Source organism: Anoxybacillus sp. EFIL, from assembly GCF_013096955.1.
Taxonomy (GTDB): domain Bacteria; phylum Bacillota; class Bacilli; order Bacillales; family Anoxybacillaceae; genus Anoxybacillus; species Anoxybacillus ayderensis.
In genome coordinates, this window is record NZ_SDLH01000004.1 from 97,500 (window position 1) to 113,046 (window position 15,547).

Genomic DNA, 15,547 nt, shown 5'->3' on the forward strand with positions numbered 1-15,547 from the left:
CAAGAGTCTGTAGAAATCGTGTGGGGGCGGTGACCTTCTGCCACTCCCTAAACTAAAAACCAAATCGTCACCCAAGTCGCCGCTACGGTGCATACAATAGCAACCGTTTGCCATTTGACTATCTCCCGCTTATTGCCAGAAACAGAAAATATATACTTTCTCATCCCCGCTCCAATCGCTAACGTACCGAATAAAAGCAATGTGAGCCCGAACAAAAAAAGCCCGTTCGGAAAGTGCGTTGCTTCGAAAATTCCAAAAAGAGCCAATCGAAACGAAACATACGTGACTGCCACGACGCCAATCGTATAGAATAACATCACTGCCCATTTTCTCGTCTTCCTTCTGTTTTCATCCCCTTCACGAAAAAAATATCGTACCACCTAGATACAACGATAGGTGCTATCGAGCGACACAGCGACGGGCGGGGCAGCTAGTGCCCCATCCCTTAACGATAAGCCCTGCGTGCAGCTATCCTACGACGCTTGTCGTCGCAACATTTACTTCCCACAACATTTTTTATATTTCTTCCCGCTTCCGCACGGGCACGGGTCGTTTCGCCCTATTTTCTTTTCTTCACGGCGCTGCGGGACGTTTTTATAATTTAAAAGCCGCTGCAATAGCTGGCGGTAATGCTCTTCTTTCTCATACGCAACGCGTTTCCATTCTTCTAATTGTGGATGAGTAAGTCCCATCACGGTATAAAAACTGTACGCTACTTGTTCTACGTCAATGGCTGGAGAAAACTTCCCTTCCTCTAAATAACGTTCAATCTCTGGCAACGCTTCTTCGGAAAGATGATGGCAAAGCGATTCAAAGAAAAAGGCACGGTCTTGGTCGTTTTTAATTTTCGGGAACGCTTCGCGCAACTTCTGCAAAGCAAGCGGCGTTTTAATATTCGCCAACACGTGTGCGGCAAAGATAGACGGGTCTTGCTCTTCCGCATACGGCGCAACGGCATGAGCGACCGCATCCGATTGAAACGCAATCAACGTTCGCTCCACTTCTTGAATTAAAATATCTTCCTCCGTTCTCCTTAACAGACTCGCAACGAACGGAATATACGCATCCAATTTCATCAGACCAATCGCATAAACGGCAAAAATACCTTCGTAGGAAAAATAATCTTGTTGTTCGTTCTTTTTCAACACGTCTTCGATGTATGATTCCATCATCCAGCCTTTTTGCACAAGCGTACGCACCATTTGTTTAGCAGCTGTAAACAAAATGTTATCATAACCTGTTTTGTGCTCTAAGTATGCGATGAACAAGTAGTATTCATCCCAAATGTCCTCTGCTGTTCCATGCAGCATCAGTTCATACATATGCCAGTCGTCTTCTGACAAATACTGCAATAACTCAGACTTATGTTTTGCTGCGATTTCTGGAGCGAATGCGAATAAAAAGTCATCTTTTTTTATTTCCAATAATAGCTGTGCTGCTCGATCACTGAACGTATGGTTTGAAAGATGGCGCAAAATCTCTCTTTCCCGATCCGTCCCTTTATAACGCATCGCTTCTTCTAAAAGACGTTCCGTCCATTCCGCGGGCACGTTCGGATAATCTTCTAGCGCTTGCAAGACAAAACGTTGAATGATGATATCATCACTTAACAAATACGGTTCAATTTTTTGTAAAAAATCCATCTACTCCATTCCTTTCCTACATATAGCTAGTTTTTTCTCTTGCTCATTATCCTTCACTATCCCCTTGTATCCCTAGCACCTGCAAATATTGCCGTAGGCTTTCTTCTACATAGGTTGCTACTAACGCGAGACACCTCCTTCGATTCTTGCCTTTTCTAACGTTTCATCATCGCACAACCGATAGTTGATCGCCTTAATGGCGGCTGGCGGATAACCGTGTTGTCCCGTAAATGTTTTATTCCCCCGTGCGCAGTGGTCGATGCGCGTCTACCTTCACTTTTAACTTATCCACCCGAGCAAACATCACAATTCTGCCATTGTTGTTATTCGCTACAGGACAACCAATTCCTCTTCTTTTAAGCAAAAAGGGGCTGCTTGCCTTTTTTCAAGAAAGGGTCATATATAGAGATATAAGAAAGGGTGTCCCATTACTTTTAGGACACCCTCTTACTTATTTTCGTGCGGTTCGACGGACAAACGGATAAATCGGATCGCGCAATTGGAATTCATACGTGTAGCCATCGACAATTCCTACTACTTTGTCACTGTCATTTGAACCTCTCATGACTAAAGTCACGAGTGTTCTCGGCTAAATTCATAAAAGTGGAATAAGCAATAAAATATCAAATTGTGTAAACAACGGGCGCAAATCTCAATTGACACCAACCATCACGAAAAAAATCGGGGTAAAAAAGCCGTAGCCGAACGAGTCAAGCTTATGAACGAAATCTTGATTTGGAGCCAATAAAGAAACGAGCACCTCGGCAAGAAACGCCCCTAAAATGTTTTCAGCCCCGAGCGTTTCTGATAACGCGACGAGAACGATAATCAACGCAAATACAGCGCGCGTGCCAATTTGAAATCAATTGCTAACCCGCTTAAAAACATTAAAAACAAAAACCCTAACGTCGATAACGTCTCGAGTCACATATCTTGTTCAACAATATTGAACCCCGCCTTCCCGATGATGATCCCTGCAATAATTTCTGCCACCACGACAGGAATCATGCGCAGACGAAAACGATGCAATAAAAGTGGCGTGAGGAAAGCGGCAACGATGACGATAACTAATGATGAAAGCGATGCATGCATCATTCATCCCCCCCTTCCAATCTTTCCACCCATTATATAAGTTTGTGAGCAAAGTTACAATTTTTTCGCATAAACGGGGCAACATAAGAAAAAAGAAAGGAAGATGCATCATGAAACTACACGGATTTAACAACTTAACAAAGTCGCTTAGTTTTAATATGTACGATATTTGTTATACGAAGAGCGCAAGTGAGCGGGAAGCTTACATTGCATACATTGACGAAGTGTATAATGCGGATCGGTTGACGGGCATTTTGCAAAATGTAGCGGATATGATTGGAGCGCATATTTTAAATGTCGCCAAACAAGATTACGTTCCTCAAGGGGCAAGCGTAACGATGCTTATATCGGAAAGCCCGATCGAAGTGCCAAAAGAAGAACCGCCTGTACCACAAGCGGTCGTTTGTGCCCTTGATAAAAGCCATATTACGGTGCATACATATCCTGAATATCATCCGAACGATGGAATTAGCACGTTTCGAGCCGATATTGATGTCGCCACATGCGGGGAAATTTCGCCATTGAAAGCACTCGATTATTTAATTCGCTCGTTTGAGACCGATATTATGATTATCGACTATCGCGTGCGCGGATTTACGCGCGATATTTCCGGGAAAAAGCTATTTATTGATCATGATATCACATCGATTCAAAACTACATTCCTGACGACATTCGCAAACAGTACGATATGATTGATGTGAACGTGTATCAAGAACATATTTTCCATACGAAATGTAAATTGCGCGAGTTTGATTTAGATAGCTATTTGTTTGAACTGTCTAAAGATCAGCTCTCGAAAGAAGAAGTAGACGACATTACACAAAAATTACGCATAGAAATGGATGAAATTTTTTACGGAAAAAACATGACGCTCCCTAACTAATGTCGATCGAAATACAATGGTATGTCGCACGAATACGCCCTTGTTCTGAAAAACGTTGTTCATATTCATGCATCATTGTTTTAAATACAGACGGTCGTTGGCAATAGCGCCCAGACGTACTATTCGTTGCGCCGATGTGGCGAAGCGATAAAAAAAAGTCGCGCACAGAAGGAAAATATTCGACTTCAAACTGTTCGTGGCCACGCGCATGGGCATGCATATGAAGCCATTCACGAAATGTCGGAAACGACGGCCCGATGCGAAGCGGCTCATGAATATGTTGTTTCGCTAGCGCATAAGCAAACGAAGTATGCAGCTCGTAAAACGTTCGGTCGCCAAATGTTGAAAAAAGAAGTTGTCCCCCTTCGTTTCTTCGTTCGGCAAGTTTGGCGATCGTTTGTTTTGGATTTGTGAACCATTGAAACGTGGCATTCGAAATAATTAAATCGTACGTTTCATGCCATGTTACTTCTTCTACATCTGCGCAAAGCCAAGTCACCGGTGCATCCCCTAGTCGTTCTTTTGCGACTTCAATCATGCCCGGGGCGATATCGATGGCGGTGGGCTGTGCATGCGGATAAGCGTCATACAACAATTTTGTCAAATATCCTGTGCCACAGCCGATTTCTAAAATCGTTTTTGGCGGGCGAGAAATGCGTGCCATTAACTCATGCGCCATCTTTTTTTGGACGTTTGCGAACTGATCGTACGTATTTGCTCGTTCGCTAAATCGCTTTTGCATCAATTGTTTATCAATCATTTTTTCCACCGCCTAACCATGTTTGAATGTAATGGGCGCATGCGTTTGGTTGCGTGACGTGCGGCGCGTGCCCGACATTTGGCATAAGCATAAATGTACAATCGTTTGTTCGTTCGTATATATATTGAGCGGCTTGCGGCGGACAAATGCGATCACATTCTCCGTGAATAAGTAATAGGGGAACACGAATGCTTGACAGCTTGTCGCGCACATCTGTGTTGAGTAAATAGTCTAGTCCGAGCAGCAAGTCAGGGGTATGACGATACATATACGGGAACGGCTCTGCCTCTTCCTCGCCCCATAACATATCAATAAATGATTGTATCGTTTTTTCCGGTTGACGTAGCAATTGTCCTTTCATTCGTTCAACCACGCGCGCATGCCAACCGGCATTGTAATGTTCCGTTGTGGTAAATCGGCTCGTTCCCCCGATACATACGAGCGCTTGAACATGTTCATGCGTAGCGAGTTGTAAAGCGACGAGCGATCCGAGCGACCAACCGATCACAAGAGATGGAACGGTTAAGGCTTCTTCTGCTTTCGTTAAAAAATGATGTACATCACGCATATGCTCCCATGCGACGATGGTGACGTGACTTGGCTGGAGCGCATGAATAAGTGGGGCAAACACTTCTCCTTTCATTCCCCAACCCGGCAATAATAGCACGTTCATGCGATCAACTCCATTTCTTTTCCGACTGCACAAATGTGCTCAAGCGCCCAATCGATTTGTTCTTTTGTCATCGTTGCCATGAGCGAAAAACGAATGCGCGCCGTTCCTTCTGGGACCGTTGGTGGACGAATCGCAACGGCGACAATGCCACGCTCGCGCAATCGGGCGCTAAACGCTAGCGCCCGTTCATTGTCGCCAACGATCAGGGGTACGATGTGCGTCGTACTTTCACCTATATGAAACCCCGCCTGTTGAAGACGCGTGCGGAAATGGTCGCTCAACGCACGTAAATGGTAACGCCGCGTTGGCTCTTTTTGTACAACGTCAATCGCAGCATAAATGGTGCCGAGTACGCTTGGAGGTAGCGCTGTTGTAAAAATAAACGGTCTCATCGTGTTAATCAAATAATCGATGAACACGCGCTTTCCAGCGACATAAGCCCCATATGCACCGAGCGCTTTGCTGAATGTTCCCATATGTACGTCTACATGTTGTGCCACTTGACATTCGTGAGCCATTCCTTCTCCGTTTTTTCCATATACACCGCTTGCATGCGCTTCATCGACGACGAGTATCGCTCCGTATGCTTCCTTTAACGAAACGAGTTCACGCAATGGGGCGACGTCGCCGTCCATGCTGAAAATCGTATCGGTAACGATCAGTTTTCGTTTATGTTTGTCTGTCTTTTTTAATAGCGTTTCTAAATGATCGATGTCAGCGTGACGGTAACGTTTGACTTCTGCTCGGCTTAATATGGCGCCATCCACAATGCTTGCATGATTCCATTTGTCGCTGAAAATGACCGCATCTCGTCCTGCTAAAGAAGAAAGAATGCCGACATTTGCTGTGTATCCACTATTGACGATGAGTGCAGCTTCATAGCCTTTCCAACGAATAAGCGCATCTTCCGCCTGTTCGTATAGCGGATGGTTGCCGACAACAAGGCGGGATGCGGTTGCTCCAACGCCGTATTTCCTCGTTGCTTCCATGCTTGCTTGAATTAATCGTTCGTCATGCGCCAGTCCTAAATAGTTGTTTGATGAAAAATTAAATAAATGTTGTCCGTCTATACGTATAAAGCATCTATCGCTTTCTACGTTGACTAACGTTCGTTTTTGCGCTTTTTTCTCAAGTTGTTCAATATGTGCTTGCAACTCCTCCCACAATGCACCTCTCCCCTTTTTTGTAAACCTTATGATAAAAAAAGTTTACAAATATCTTATCACACGTTTATTTCTTTTTCCATAATAAATAAACGAAATAAGGCGCACCGATAAGCGATACGAGCACACCCGCCGGGAGACCATCTGGTTCGATTAAGTTGCGTCCAACGGTATCAGCAAACAGCAACAACGCCCCTCCCATTAGCATCGCAACGGGTAAACTTAATTCGTTGCGCGGCCCAACAAGCGCACGAGCAATGTGTGGCGCCATTAAACCGACGAACGCAATGCCCCCTGTCACAGAAACGGCCGATGCCGCAAGCGCCACTGCTGCAAGCAATAAAACAAGCCGTTCACGATCGAGCGATACGCCGATGCCAATCGCTACCGAATCGCTTAACTGCAATGCATTGAGGCGATGAGCTTTATATAAAACGAACGGAACGAGAATGATAAGCCACGGCAACAATGCGAGAACAAACGCCCAATCGAGCCCCCAAATGCCGCCAGCTAACCATTTGGCAATAAAATCGACTTTCGTCCGATCAGCTCCTGAAATGAGAACGATCATCAAACCTGAAAACGCGGTGGCAAAACCGATTCCAATTAACACGAGACGAATCGGTTGAAGCCCTGTTTTTTTATTGTATGACAACATATAAATGAGGACGGCTGTCAGTAGCGCACTAAAAAAAGCGACGAGCGGAATAATGTAGGCAAATGATTCCGCTTGAATCGGAATAAATAAAAAGAACAAGGCGACTCCCACACCTGCTCCGGCATTTATACCGATGACGCCTGGATCGGCTAAGTCATTGCGCATGACAACTTGTAAAATGGCACCAGACAACGCTAAAGCCATTCCCGCAAGCAACGTGATCGCGATGCGCGGCAAACGAATGGAGAAAAGAACGAATTGTTCTTTAAACGTCCCTTCACCTAAGAGCACCGGGATCAATCGGTCAAAAGATAAAGAAGAATAGCCTGTCCCCATGCTGATAATCGCTGTCATGCAAATGAGCGTAAATAATACGAGCAAAATGATGCGCTGTTTTTTTCGTAGAGGTACGATCACAACACTTTTCCTCCTTTACGAACGATGAAAAGAAAAAACGGAAGCCCCATGACCGCCACAACTGCTACAACAGGCGTTTCATACGGTGCGTGAATCGTTCGGGCAATCGTATCAGCAAACAACATAAATGTCGCCCCACCGATCGCGCTCATCGGCAAAATAAAACGATAATCCGTTCCAACGAACAGACGAACAAGGTGTGGAATCATTAAGCCAACAAACGCTAAATTTCCGACAAGAGCTACAGATGCACCTGCTAAAACGATGACGATGAAAAAAAGAATTGTTTTTACGCGCGTCAGTTGTTGACCGAGCCCGACCGCTACTTCTTCGCTCATACTTAAAATCGTTAATTGACGGCTTTGCCAAAAAGCAATAAGCATCGCCAAACAAATAAATGGCGTAACGATTTGTAACTCATGCCACGTGGTTCCCATCATCCCGCCAGCCGTCCACATCGATACGTCTTTTGACACTTTATATATAAGTCCAATTCCTTCTGCGACGGCGTATAAAAAAGTAGAAATAGCCGCGCCTGCTAAGACGATGCGAAACGGTGAAAATTGTTTCGCGCCAATGCTAAAAACGAGCAACCCTCCAAGCGCAGCCCCGCCAAAACAAGCGAACACCGTTTCGATATAGTTTGCGGAAGGGAAAAAGGCAAACATCATCGCTAAAGCAGCGTTTGCTCCTGCGGTTAGCCCAATGAGTCCAGGATCAGCGAGAGGGTTGCGGGTCATCCCTTGCATCACAGCTCCGGCTACAGCGAGAGCGGCTCCAACAACAGCGGCAGCCGTTTCACGCGGCAGGCGAACTTCGTGAATCATCGTCGCTATTTTGTTTGTCTCTGGCGCTGTCATCGCTAGCCAAACGTCTTTTATTGTCGTATCCGCCGCTCCGATAACAATTGAGCAAACGAATGTCACAAACAATGCAACACATGCGAACAAAAATTTTTTCAGCATACGCATCCTCTCTTTTCCATTCACATAAAGAAAGAGGAATTCGCGACGAACTCCTCTTTAATTATATTACTCACCTAAAAAATGTTTTTTGAAAAACTCAAGCTGATATTCTAATGTAATTGGATCGTTAAAGTAAAATTCTTTTGCATTCGCTTCAAAAACGCGGTTGTTTTTCACAGCTGGAATGTTTTTGTACGTTTCTGTTTCTGTAAATGAAAGATCACCGTCTGCGTTTTTGCTGAAAATGACATAGTCTCCAGCAAATTGTGGAAGCACTTCAAGTGAAATGGCGTAATATCCGTCTTTCAATGCATGTTCTTCCACTGCTTTTGGCATTTTTAATTTCATTTCTTGATATAAAATTTCTGTCCCACGGCCCCAGTTGTTGCCGAATACGTACAATTGCTTGTCGAAGTTTTCAATGACAGAAACGGTTGCATTTTCACCGATTTTTGCACGAATCTCTTCACCAGCTTGTTGCGCACGCTTTTTAAAGTCTTCGATCCACTTTTTCGCTTCTTCTTCTTTATTTAACAATTTACCAATTTCTAAATGTTGCGTTAAGTAATCTACTTTTCCATACGTATACGTCACCGTTGGCGCAATTTCTTTTAGCTTATCTAAGTTTTTATTTGTTGATGCGGCAATAATTAAATCTGGTTCAAGCTCAATAATTTGTTCTAAGCTTTCATCTGTCACTTCTTTTGCGTCTTTTAAATATGGCTCATAACGCGGGTTCATTTTCGCCCAAGAATCTACCCCAACAATCGGGACGTCTAACGCCATCACGCTACCCGCTAAAAACGAAGATAAAACAACGACGCGCTTCGGATTTGTAGGCACTTCGATTGGACCTGTTTCAGATTGATACGTCATCGTTTTTGGTTCGTTTGTTTCTTTTGTCGCTTTCTCTTGTTCTTTTTCTGTTGCTTGATTACCGCACGCACTCAAGATGAGCACGAACAAAAGTAGAATGGACATCATTCGCTTTTTCAACATATTCTGCATCTCCTTTAATTAAATGATATGTGATACACATTGGCTTGTTTGTTCGAGGGTCGCGACCGATTTCCGCGTCAATATGAAACACTTTTCGTAATACGTCAGGCGTCATCACTTGCTCGCACGTTCCCGCCTGAACAATTTTTCCGTCTTTCATCGCAATCATATAATCAGCAAAACGCGCCGCTTGATTTAAATCATGCAACACCATGACGATCGTGCGCTGTTGTTCGCGGTTTAAACGTTGTAACAGTTCGAGCACTTCTAATTGATGCGCCATATCTAAATATGTTGTCGGTTCATCTAAAAAAATAATATCTGTTTCTTGCGCAAGCGCCATCGCGATCCACACCCGCTGTCTTTGACCGCCTGATAGCGAATCAACTGGACGGTGTTTAAATTCGATCGTTCCGGTCACTTCAAGCGCCCAATCAACGACTTCATAATCTCGTTTCGTTAGCCGCCCGAATCCTTTTTGATACGGAAACCGTCCGTACGAAACAAGTTCACCAACCGTTAAACCACCCGGACTTTCTGGCGTTTGCGGTAAAATGGCCATTTTTTGCGCTAACAGTTTCGTATGCTCTTGCAAAATTTGTTTTCCATCTAAAATGACGGCGCCTTCTTTATGACGAATAATGCGTGTCATCGCCTTTAACAACGTCGATTTCCCACAACCGTTTGGTCCGATAATCGTCGTTATTTTTTCATCTGGAATATGTACAGTTAACCGATCAACAATGACGCGTTCTCCATATCCGACAGAAAGCTGCTCTGTATACAATCGCGGCATATATGTTTTCCCCCTCGAACAACAAGTTAACTAATCGATATTGAGAATTAATATCAATACATATTGTAATCTACATGAATTGATTATCATTGTCAATGATTTTCTTTGTAAAAAACCAACTTCATTCGTTTGGAAGTTGGTTTTTCATGTATGTTTTTTCAAAGACGTCTGCTGGAAGTGGTTTACCGAGCACATATCCTTGAATTTCATCGCATTGAAGAGACCGAAGAAGATCTAATTGTTGCAACGTTTCTACCCCTTCAGCAATGACGCGCAGTTTTAAGTTTTTCGCCAGCACAATAATCGCTTTGACGACGGCGACGTCTTCTTTCTCCTCTGTAATGCCATCAATAAACGGTTTTGCAATTTTTAATCGATCGATGGGAAATTTACGTAAGTAACTGAGCGATGAGTAGCCGGTTCCGAAATCGTCAATCGATATGTGCACGCCAAGCTGCTTTAGTTGTTTCAGTTTATCAATCGTATATTGCTCGTTAAATACAGCGACCCCTTCTGTAATTTCTAAGTCGAGTTGATGAGGTGGCAATGGCGTGTTTTGTAACACGGAATAAATATGTTCGACAAAGTTTTCTTTTAAAAATTGTTTCGGGGAAATGTTAACACTCATGCGGAGCGATCGACCGGTTTGTTCGCTCCATTTTTTCATTTTTCGACAAGCTTCTTCTATTACCCACTCACCAATCGAGATAATTTGTCCTGTTTCTTCTGCAATCGGAATAAAAATGGCTGGTGAAATGATGCCGTGTTCTGGATGAATCCAGCGAATGAGCGCTTCCATTCCGATTAATTCCTTCGTTTGCCCATCAAATTGCGGCTGATAAAATAAGGTGAATTGTTTTTTCTCGATGGCTTCGTGAAGGGCCGTTTCAATAATCGTTTTTTGTAAAACGATACGATCCATTTCACCATTGAAAAACTGATATTGATTTTTTCCTTGTTCTTTGGCGCGATACATGGCGATATCGGCATGTTTCATTAACGTGTCACCTGTTTCTCCATCGTACGGATACACTGCTACCCCTACACTAAGCGATACGCGCATATCTAAATGTTGAACAGCAATCGGCTGCTTATTAATCGAGACGATGTTATTGACAAAACAGTGAAGTTCACTAGTATGTTTTAACGGTGTAAAAATAATTGTAAATTCATCGCCTCCTTGTCGTGCGACAATATCCGTCGAACGAACTTTTTCTTTTAGCCATTGCCCAACTTGTACGATGAGAGCATCACCGATTTGATGCCCGAAATAGTCATTAATTTGCTTAAAGCGATCAATGTCGATAAAAATAACGGCAAGGCCATGTTGCTCTTGTTTTGCACGAATCAACGCTCGCTCAAGCTCCGTAACAAATGCACGACGGTTAAAAAGTCCTGTTAAAAAGTCATGATTAGCCGCGTACGCTAACTGTTCATTCATCCGTGTCAACTCTTGCGTGCGTTTCATGACTTTTTGTTCTAAGTCGTTGTTTAATGTTTGTAATTGTTGCACGAGCTGACGGTTTTCTTTTAACGTCATAAATTGACGAATGAAAATGAATATAACCGCAAAAGCAAAACATGACATCACCATTCGGTCACCGAGATAAATAAAAGGCATCCACATCAAAGTAAGAAAACTGATATACGGAAAAAGAACTTTTATAGCAAACGACGGTTCTTCCTTTTGAAATGATAAATCCCCATCTTTTGCATCATAACTTGAAAAACCGATTATGAGTAAACTCATGATCCATAGCGGATCTAACCATGCGCTGTACACATCATTCCATTGCATCATTTGAATGGAATATATCGTATCTGTAAACACAAATAATGCGACACCAACAATGTTCCATAACCAAATTCGACGAACATTTGTTGCAAAAAAGAGAAGTAACAGTAGAAATAACATCACGAGATCAAGGAAAGGATAAGCAACTAAAACAGCGACATATAAGACATTTTCTTCTAAATGAACGATTGGCTGAATGATATATATCCAGCTATATGCCATCGTCACACATGTCACGATGAGCGCATCGAATAACGCTTGCCACATCGCTATTTGTTTTCGTTGTTGCATGATGATATATAGTAATGAAGCAATATACATCAATGAATGAGCAATATAAAATACGTCTGACCAATTCGGAAACGGGGGCTCGGTTTGAAACGACCACTCGTATATGCGATAAACCGCTTCAGCGATCAAGTAACAAATTGCACCGATGGTCATCCATTTCCAAAATATTCGCTCATTCGTTTTTATACGAATCGACGCTCGCCATAGCAAAATGACTGAAAGACATATGCCACCTAATGAAAAGAACGAACGAACAACTACTTCTGTTTGTCCAGATGTACTGAACAATGCGATGTAATAAACGATGACATACATAAAAACAATGACTCGCACCCGCACCCCTCCTTTTTTTCACATCATATGCGCAAGAAAAAGAAACGAATAGGACGACTAGCCTTGTCGTTAAAAATGTGTTATTTCTTTCTTTTTCTTTTTGTTGTTTATTTAGAACAATGTTTAATAAAAATAAATTAAACAAAACTCAAGCGGTTTTCGGCTAGGAAAACCGCTTGAGCATTCGTGCAAGATTGCGTGCTTTCGTATATAACAGTGTAGAGGCGGATTGCATACTTTGTTCTACTGTCATCGGTTTTGTCGCAATCGCATCGCAGCTAACAAAATATTCATACAGTTTTTCAAATCCGTCACCGAGGCTACCAGACAATAAAAAAGCGGGAACGTCATATTGTTTTGCTAATTGCCCAACATAAAACGGCACTTTTCCGTATAACGTTTGTTCGTCGCTTTGTCCTTCGCCAGTAATGACGACGTGGGCATGCTTCACTTTTTGCGGCAGCTGCACCGTTTCACCGACAAGTTTTGCTCCAGAAATCAACGTTCCACCAAGCAATAAAAAAGCAAACCCTAAACCGCCTGCCGCCCCTGCTCCGCGTTCAAGAGCGTATGAATGCCCAATTTGCTGCTCGATTTTTTGCGCATACGTATATAGCCATTTATCTAATGTGCGGACCGTTTCACGATCCGCCCCCTTTTGTGGTCCGAATACGTACGATGCTCCTCGCTCACCATAAAGTGGATTATCGACATCGCAAGCGATAAGAAATTCGCTTTCATATATGCGTCGATCAAGCGATGCCATATGGACATGGGCAATATGTGGCAAAGAAGAAGGCATGGGCGGCAATAACTCCCCTTTTTCATTCGTAAACGTCGCCCCAAGCGCACATAACATCCCGAAACCGCCATCGTTTGTGCTACTTCCACCAAGTCCGATTACAAACCGGCGATACCCGGCATGAAGCGCTGCGGCAATGATTTCACCTACACCATATGTTGTCGTATGAAGCGGATGACGCTTTTCATTCGGAACGAGTGGTAAACCGATCACTTGCGCGACTTCAATAATGACCGTATCTCCAACGACACCGTATGCCGCTTGCCGCGTTTCAAACAGCGGACCGCGAGCCGTTACATATCGAACGGAGCCGTTCATTGCTGAAACGATTGCTTCCATCGTTCCTTCTCCTCCGTCTGCCATCGGAACAGCAATGACAGCCGCTTCTGGATATTCATGTTGAAACGCTTCTTTCATAATCGAGCATACGTTTTTTGCTGATAAGCTTCCTTTAAATGAATCTGGTGCAATGACGACACGCATTATCCAACAACCTTTTTCAATATATTTTTTCCATTTTCACGAACGAAAACGACCGTCATGACCGTTTCGCGTTCACATGAAAACGGCTCGTTCGTGATCATTTGTTCATAATCGCGATAAGGTGAACGATATAAATCAAATAAAAACGTTGTCGCATCTATTGATTCGACAAATATAATTTCAGCAAACCATTCCCCATTTACATACGAAAGTGGTGGGCCGTCTTGTCGTTCAATAGAAATAAGCTTTTTCTCCTCACTGTTTTCACAAAAAGCGACGCCGACATCGTCCCCTGCACAAAAGCCGATGATCGGCTCGTTCGTCGTAAACGTAAGCGTCTCCCCTTTCACTTGCACATCAACTGTTCGTTCATAAGTACAAATAAATAGTCCTTCAATATAAAATAATTGTTGGTCACCACATCCCATAAGTCATTCCCTTTCTCGTTATGTTCCTTTCTTAATCATAATACAGGCGAAAATGTTTTCACAACATCATTCCTTTTGTTAAAATGATAGTATGCTTTACAACCAAGGAGGTTTTATTATGTTACAAAAATATGCGGAATTAGCTGTACGTGTTGGTGTCAACATTCAACCGGGACAAACGTTGTTTATTAACGCTCCGCTTCCGTCTGCCCCGCTTGTACGTGAAATTGCTAAAGAAGCGTACGAAGCTGGTGCGAAACATGTGCATGTCGAGTGGAGCGATGAAGAAATCACGTACATAAAATTTAAACATGCACCCGAAGAAGCGCTTCATGAATATCCGTCTTGGCTTGCCAAAGGACGTGAAGAAGTGGCTGAAAAAGGTGGGGCGTTTTTAAGTATTTATGCACCAAATCCAGATTTATTGAAAGATATTGATCCGGCACGTGTAGCTGCGGCAACAAAAGCGGCAAGCCTTGCGCTACAACATTACCGCAGTCGCTTAATGGCCGATCATAACTGTTGGTCATTAATTGCTGTGCCGACACCTGCGTGGGCGAAAAAAGTATTTCCTCATCTGAGCGAAGAAGAAGCGATCGCAAAATTGTGGGACGTCATCTTCCATGTGACTCGCGTCGACCAAGAGGATCCAATTGCGGCATGGAAAGCGCATAATGAAAAATTAGCTCGCATCGTTGATTATTTAAACAATAAGCAATATAAACAGCTCATTTATGATGGACCAGGAACAAACTTAACAGTTGAACTGCCAGATGGACATATTTGGGCTGGAGGAGCAGCGAAAAGTACAGACGGCACCGTATTTAATCCGAATATGCCAACAGAAGAAGTGTTTACGATGCCACATAAAGACGGAACGAACGGGGTCGTGCGAAATACGAAACCGTTGAACTATGGCGGCAATATTATTGACGGCTTTACGCTTACATTTAAAGATGGAAAAGTCGTTGACTTTACTGCAGAGGTCGGTTATGACACGCTCAAACATTTGCTTGATACTGACGAAGGTGCACGCCGACTAGGAGAAATTGCGCTCGTGCCGCATCAATCTCCCATTTCACAATCGAACCTTGTGTTTTATAATACGTTATTTGACGAAAACGCAGCCTCACATTTAGCGCTCGGAAAAGCGTATCCGACAAACATCGAAGGCGGAACGAATATGCGTACAGAAGAACTGCTTGAGCGTGGAGCGAACGATAGCTTAGTGCATGAAGATTTTATGATCGGTTCTCATGAACTAAACGTTGATGGAGTGACGAAAGACGGCGTTCGTGAGCCGATTATGCGAAACGGCGAGTGGGCCATTTCTATTTAACAATGTTGCGGCGTTTGTCCGCAACA

The 15,547-nt window shown here is 43.4% G+C and carries 14 protein-coding genes and 2 pseudogenes; 2 read left to right on the forward strand and 14 right to left on the reverse strand.

What is annotated here, in order from left to right:
- Nucleotides 1-47: 47 nt before the first annotated feature.
- The 4 genes and pseudogenes from ES017_RS08155 to ES017_RS08170 all read right to left on the reverse strand — a co-directional run.
- Nucleotides 48-317 (reverse strand): hypothetical protein, encoded by a 270-nt coding sequence (locus tag ES017_RS08155; RefSeq protein WP_042535456.1) that lies wholly within the window; start codon nt 315-317, stop codon nt 48-50.
- A 180-nt stretch (nt 318-497) separates the two neighbouring features.
- Nucleotides 498-1,643: a YecA family protein gene (locus tag ES017_RS15770; RefSeq protein WP_042535458.1), complete on the reverse strand. Its 1,146-nt coding sequence runs from the start codon at nt 1,641-1,643 to the stop codon at nt 498-500.
- A gap of 451 nt (nt 1,644-2,094) precedes the next feature.
- Nucleotides 2,095-2,193: pseudogene (locus ES017_RS08165) on the reverse strand (SDR family NAD(P)-dependent oxidoreductase); the annotation flags it as partial.
- 105 nt (nt 2,194-2,298) lie between these two features.
- A pseudogene (locus ES017_RS08170) lies at nt 2,299-2,735 on the reverse strand (cation:proton antiporter domain-containing protein); the annotation flags it as partial.
- A 110-nt stretch (nt 2,736-2,845) separates the two neighbouring features.
- On the opposite strand from ES017_RS08170, the gene speD reads away from it, so the two are divergent.
- Complete coding sequence (gene speD / locus ES017_RS08175; RefSeq protein ID WP_042535462.1) at nt 2,846-3,619, forward strand: adenosylmethionine decarboxylase; 774 nt, start codon at nt 2,846-2,848, stop codon at nt 3,617-3,619.
- Here speD and bioC read toward each other — a convergent pair.
- The 10 genes from bioC to ES017_RS08225 form a co-directional block, all read right to left on the reverse strand.
- Nucleotides 3,612-4,379: a malonyl-ACP O-methyltransferase BioC gene (gene bioC / locus ES017_RS08180; RefSeq protein WP_171334998.1), complete on the reverse strand. Its 768-nt coding sequence runs from the start codon at nt 4,377-4,379 to the stop codon at nt 3,612-3,614. The two genes, speD and bioC, sit on opposite strands and share 8 nt — an antisense overlap.
- Nucleotides 4,372-5,052, reverse strand: a complete 681-nt coding sequence (locus ES017_RS08185) for an alpha/beta fold hydrolase (protein ID WP_171334999.1) — start codon at nt 5,050-5,052, stop codon at nt 4,372-4,374. Before ES017_RS08185 ends, bioC begins: the two co-directional genes overlap by 8 nt.
- Nucleotides 5,049-6,218 (reverse strand): 8-amino-7-oxononanoate synthase, encoded by a 1,170-nt coding sequence (gene bioF / locus ES017_RS08190; RefSeq protein ID WP_171335000.1) that lies wholly within the window; start codon nt 6,216-6,218, stop codon nt 5,049-5,051. Before bioF ends, ES017_RS08185 begins: the two co-directional genes overlap by 4 nt.
- A 64-nt stretch (nt 6,219-6,282) precedes the next feature.
- Complete coding sequence (locus tag ES017_RS08195) at nt 6,283-7,290, reverse strand: FecCD family ABC transporter permease (RefSeq protein ID WP_021094957.1); 1,008 nt, start codon at nt 7,288-7,290, stop codon at nt 6,283-6,285.
- A complete protein-coding gene (locus ES017_RS08200) occupies nt 7,287-8,261 on the reverse strand; it encodes a FecCD family ABC transporter permease (RefSeq protein ID WP_035063227.1) in 975 nt (324 codons plus the stop codon). The genes ES017_RS08195 and ES017_RS08200 overlap by 4 nt, the downstream gene beginning before the upstream one ends.
- 60 nt (nt 8,262-8,321) lie before the next feature.
- Nucleotides 8,322-9,254: an iron-hydroxamate ABC transporter substrate-binding protein gene (locus tag ES017_RS08205; RefSeq protein WP_412093545.1), complete on the reverse strand. Its 933-nt coding sequence runs from the start codon at nt 9,252-9,254 to the stop codon at nt 8,322-8,324.
- Nucleotides 9,190-10,050: an ABC transporter ATP-binding protein gene (locus tag ES017_RS08210; protein ID WP_021094960.1), complete on the reverse strand. Its 861-nt coding sequence runs from the start codon at nt 10,048-10,050 to the stop codon at nt 9,190-9,192. The genes ES017_RS08205 and ES017_RS08210 overlap by 65 nt, the downstream gene beginning before the upstream one ends.
- 121 nt (nt 10,051-10,171) lie before the next feature.
- Nucleotides 10,172-12,469: a putative bifunctional diguanylate cyclase/phosphodiesterase gene (locus ES017_RS08215; protein ID WP_021094961.1), complete on the reverse strand. Its 2,298-nt coding sequence runs from the start codon at nt 12,467-12,469 to the stop codon at nt 10,172-10,174.
- A 163-nt stretch (nt 12,470-12,632) separates the two neighbouring features.
- Nucleotides 12,633-13,754 (reverse strand): glycerate kinase, encoded by a 1,122-nt coding sequence (locus tag ES017_RS08220; protein WP_021094962.1) that lies wholly within the window; start codon nt 13,752-13,754, stop codon nt 12,633-12,635.
- Nucleotides 13,754-14,182 (reverse strand): hypothetical protein, encoded by a 429-nt coding sequence (locus ES017_RS08225; RefSeq protein ID WP_021094963.1) that lies wholly within the window; start codon nt 14,180-14,182, stop codon nt 13,754-13,756. Before ES017_RS08225 ends, ES017_RS08220 begins: the two co-directional genes overlap by 1 nt.
- A 118-nt stretch (nt 14,183-14,300) precedes the next feature.
- Between ES017_RS08225 and ES017_RS08230 the strand changes: the two genes are divergently transcribed.
- The gene (locus ES017_RS08230) at nt 14,301-15,521 is read left to right on the forward strand and encodes an aminopeptidase (protein WP_021094964.1); all 1,221 of its coding nucleotides are present in this window, start codon (nt 14,301-14,303) and stop codon (nt 15,519-15,521) included.
- The last annotated feature ends 26 nt before the right edge of the window (nt 15,522-15,547 follow it).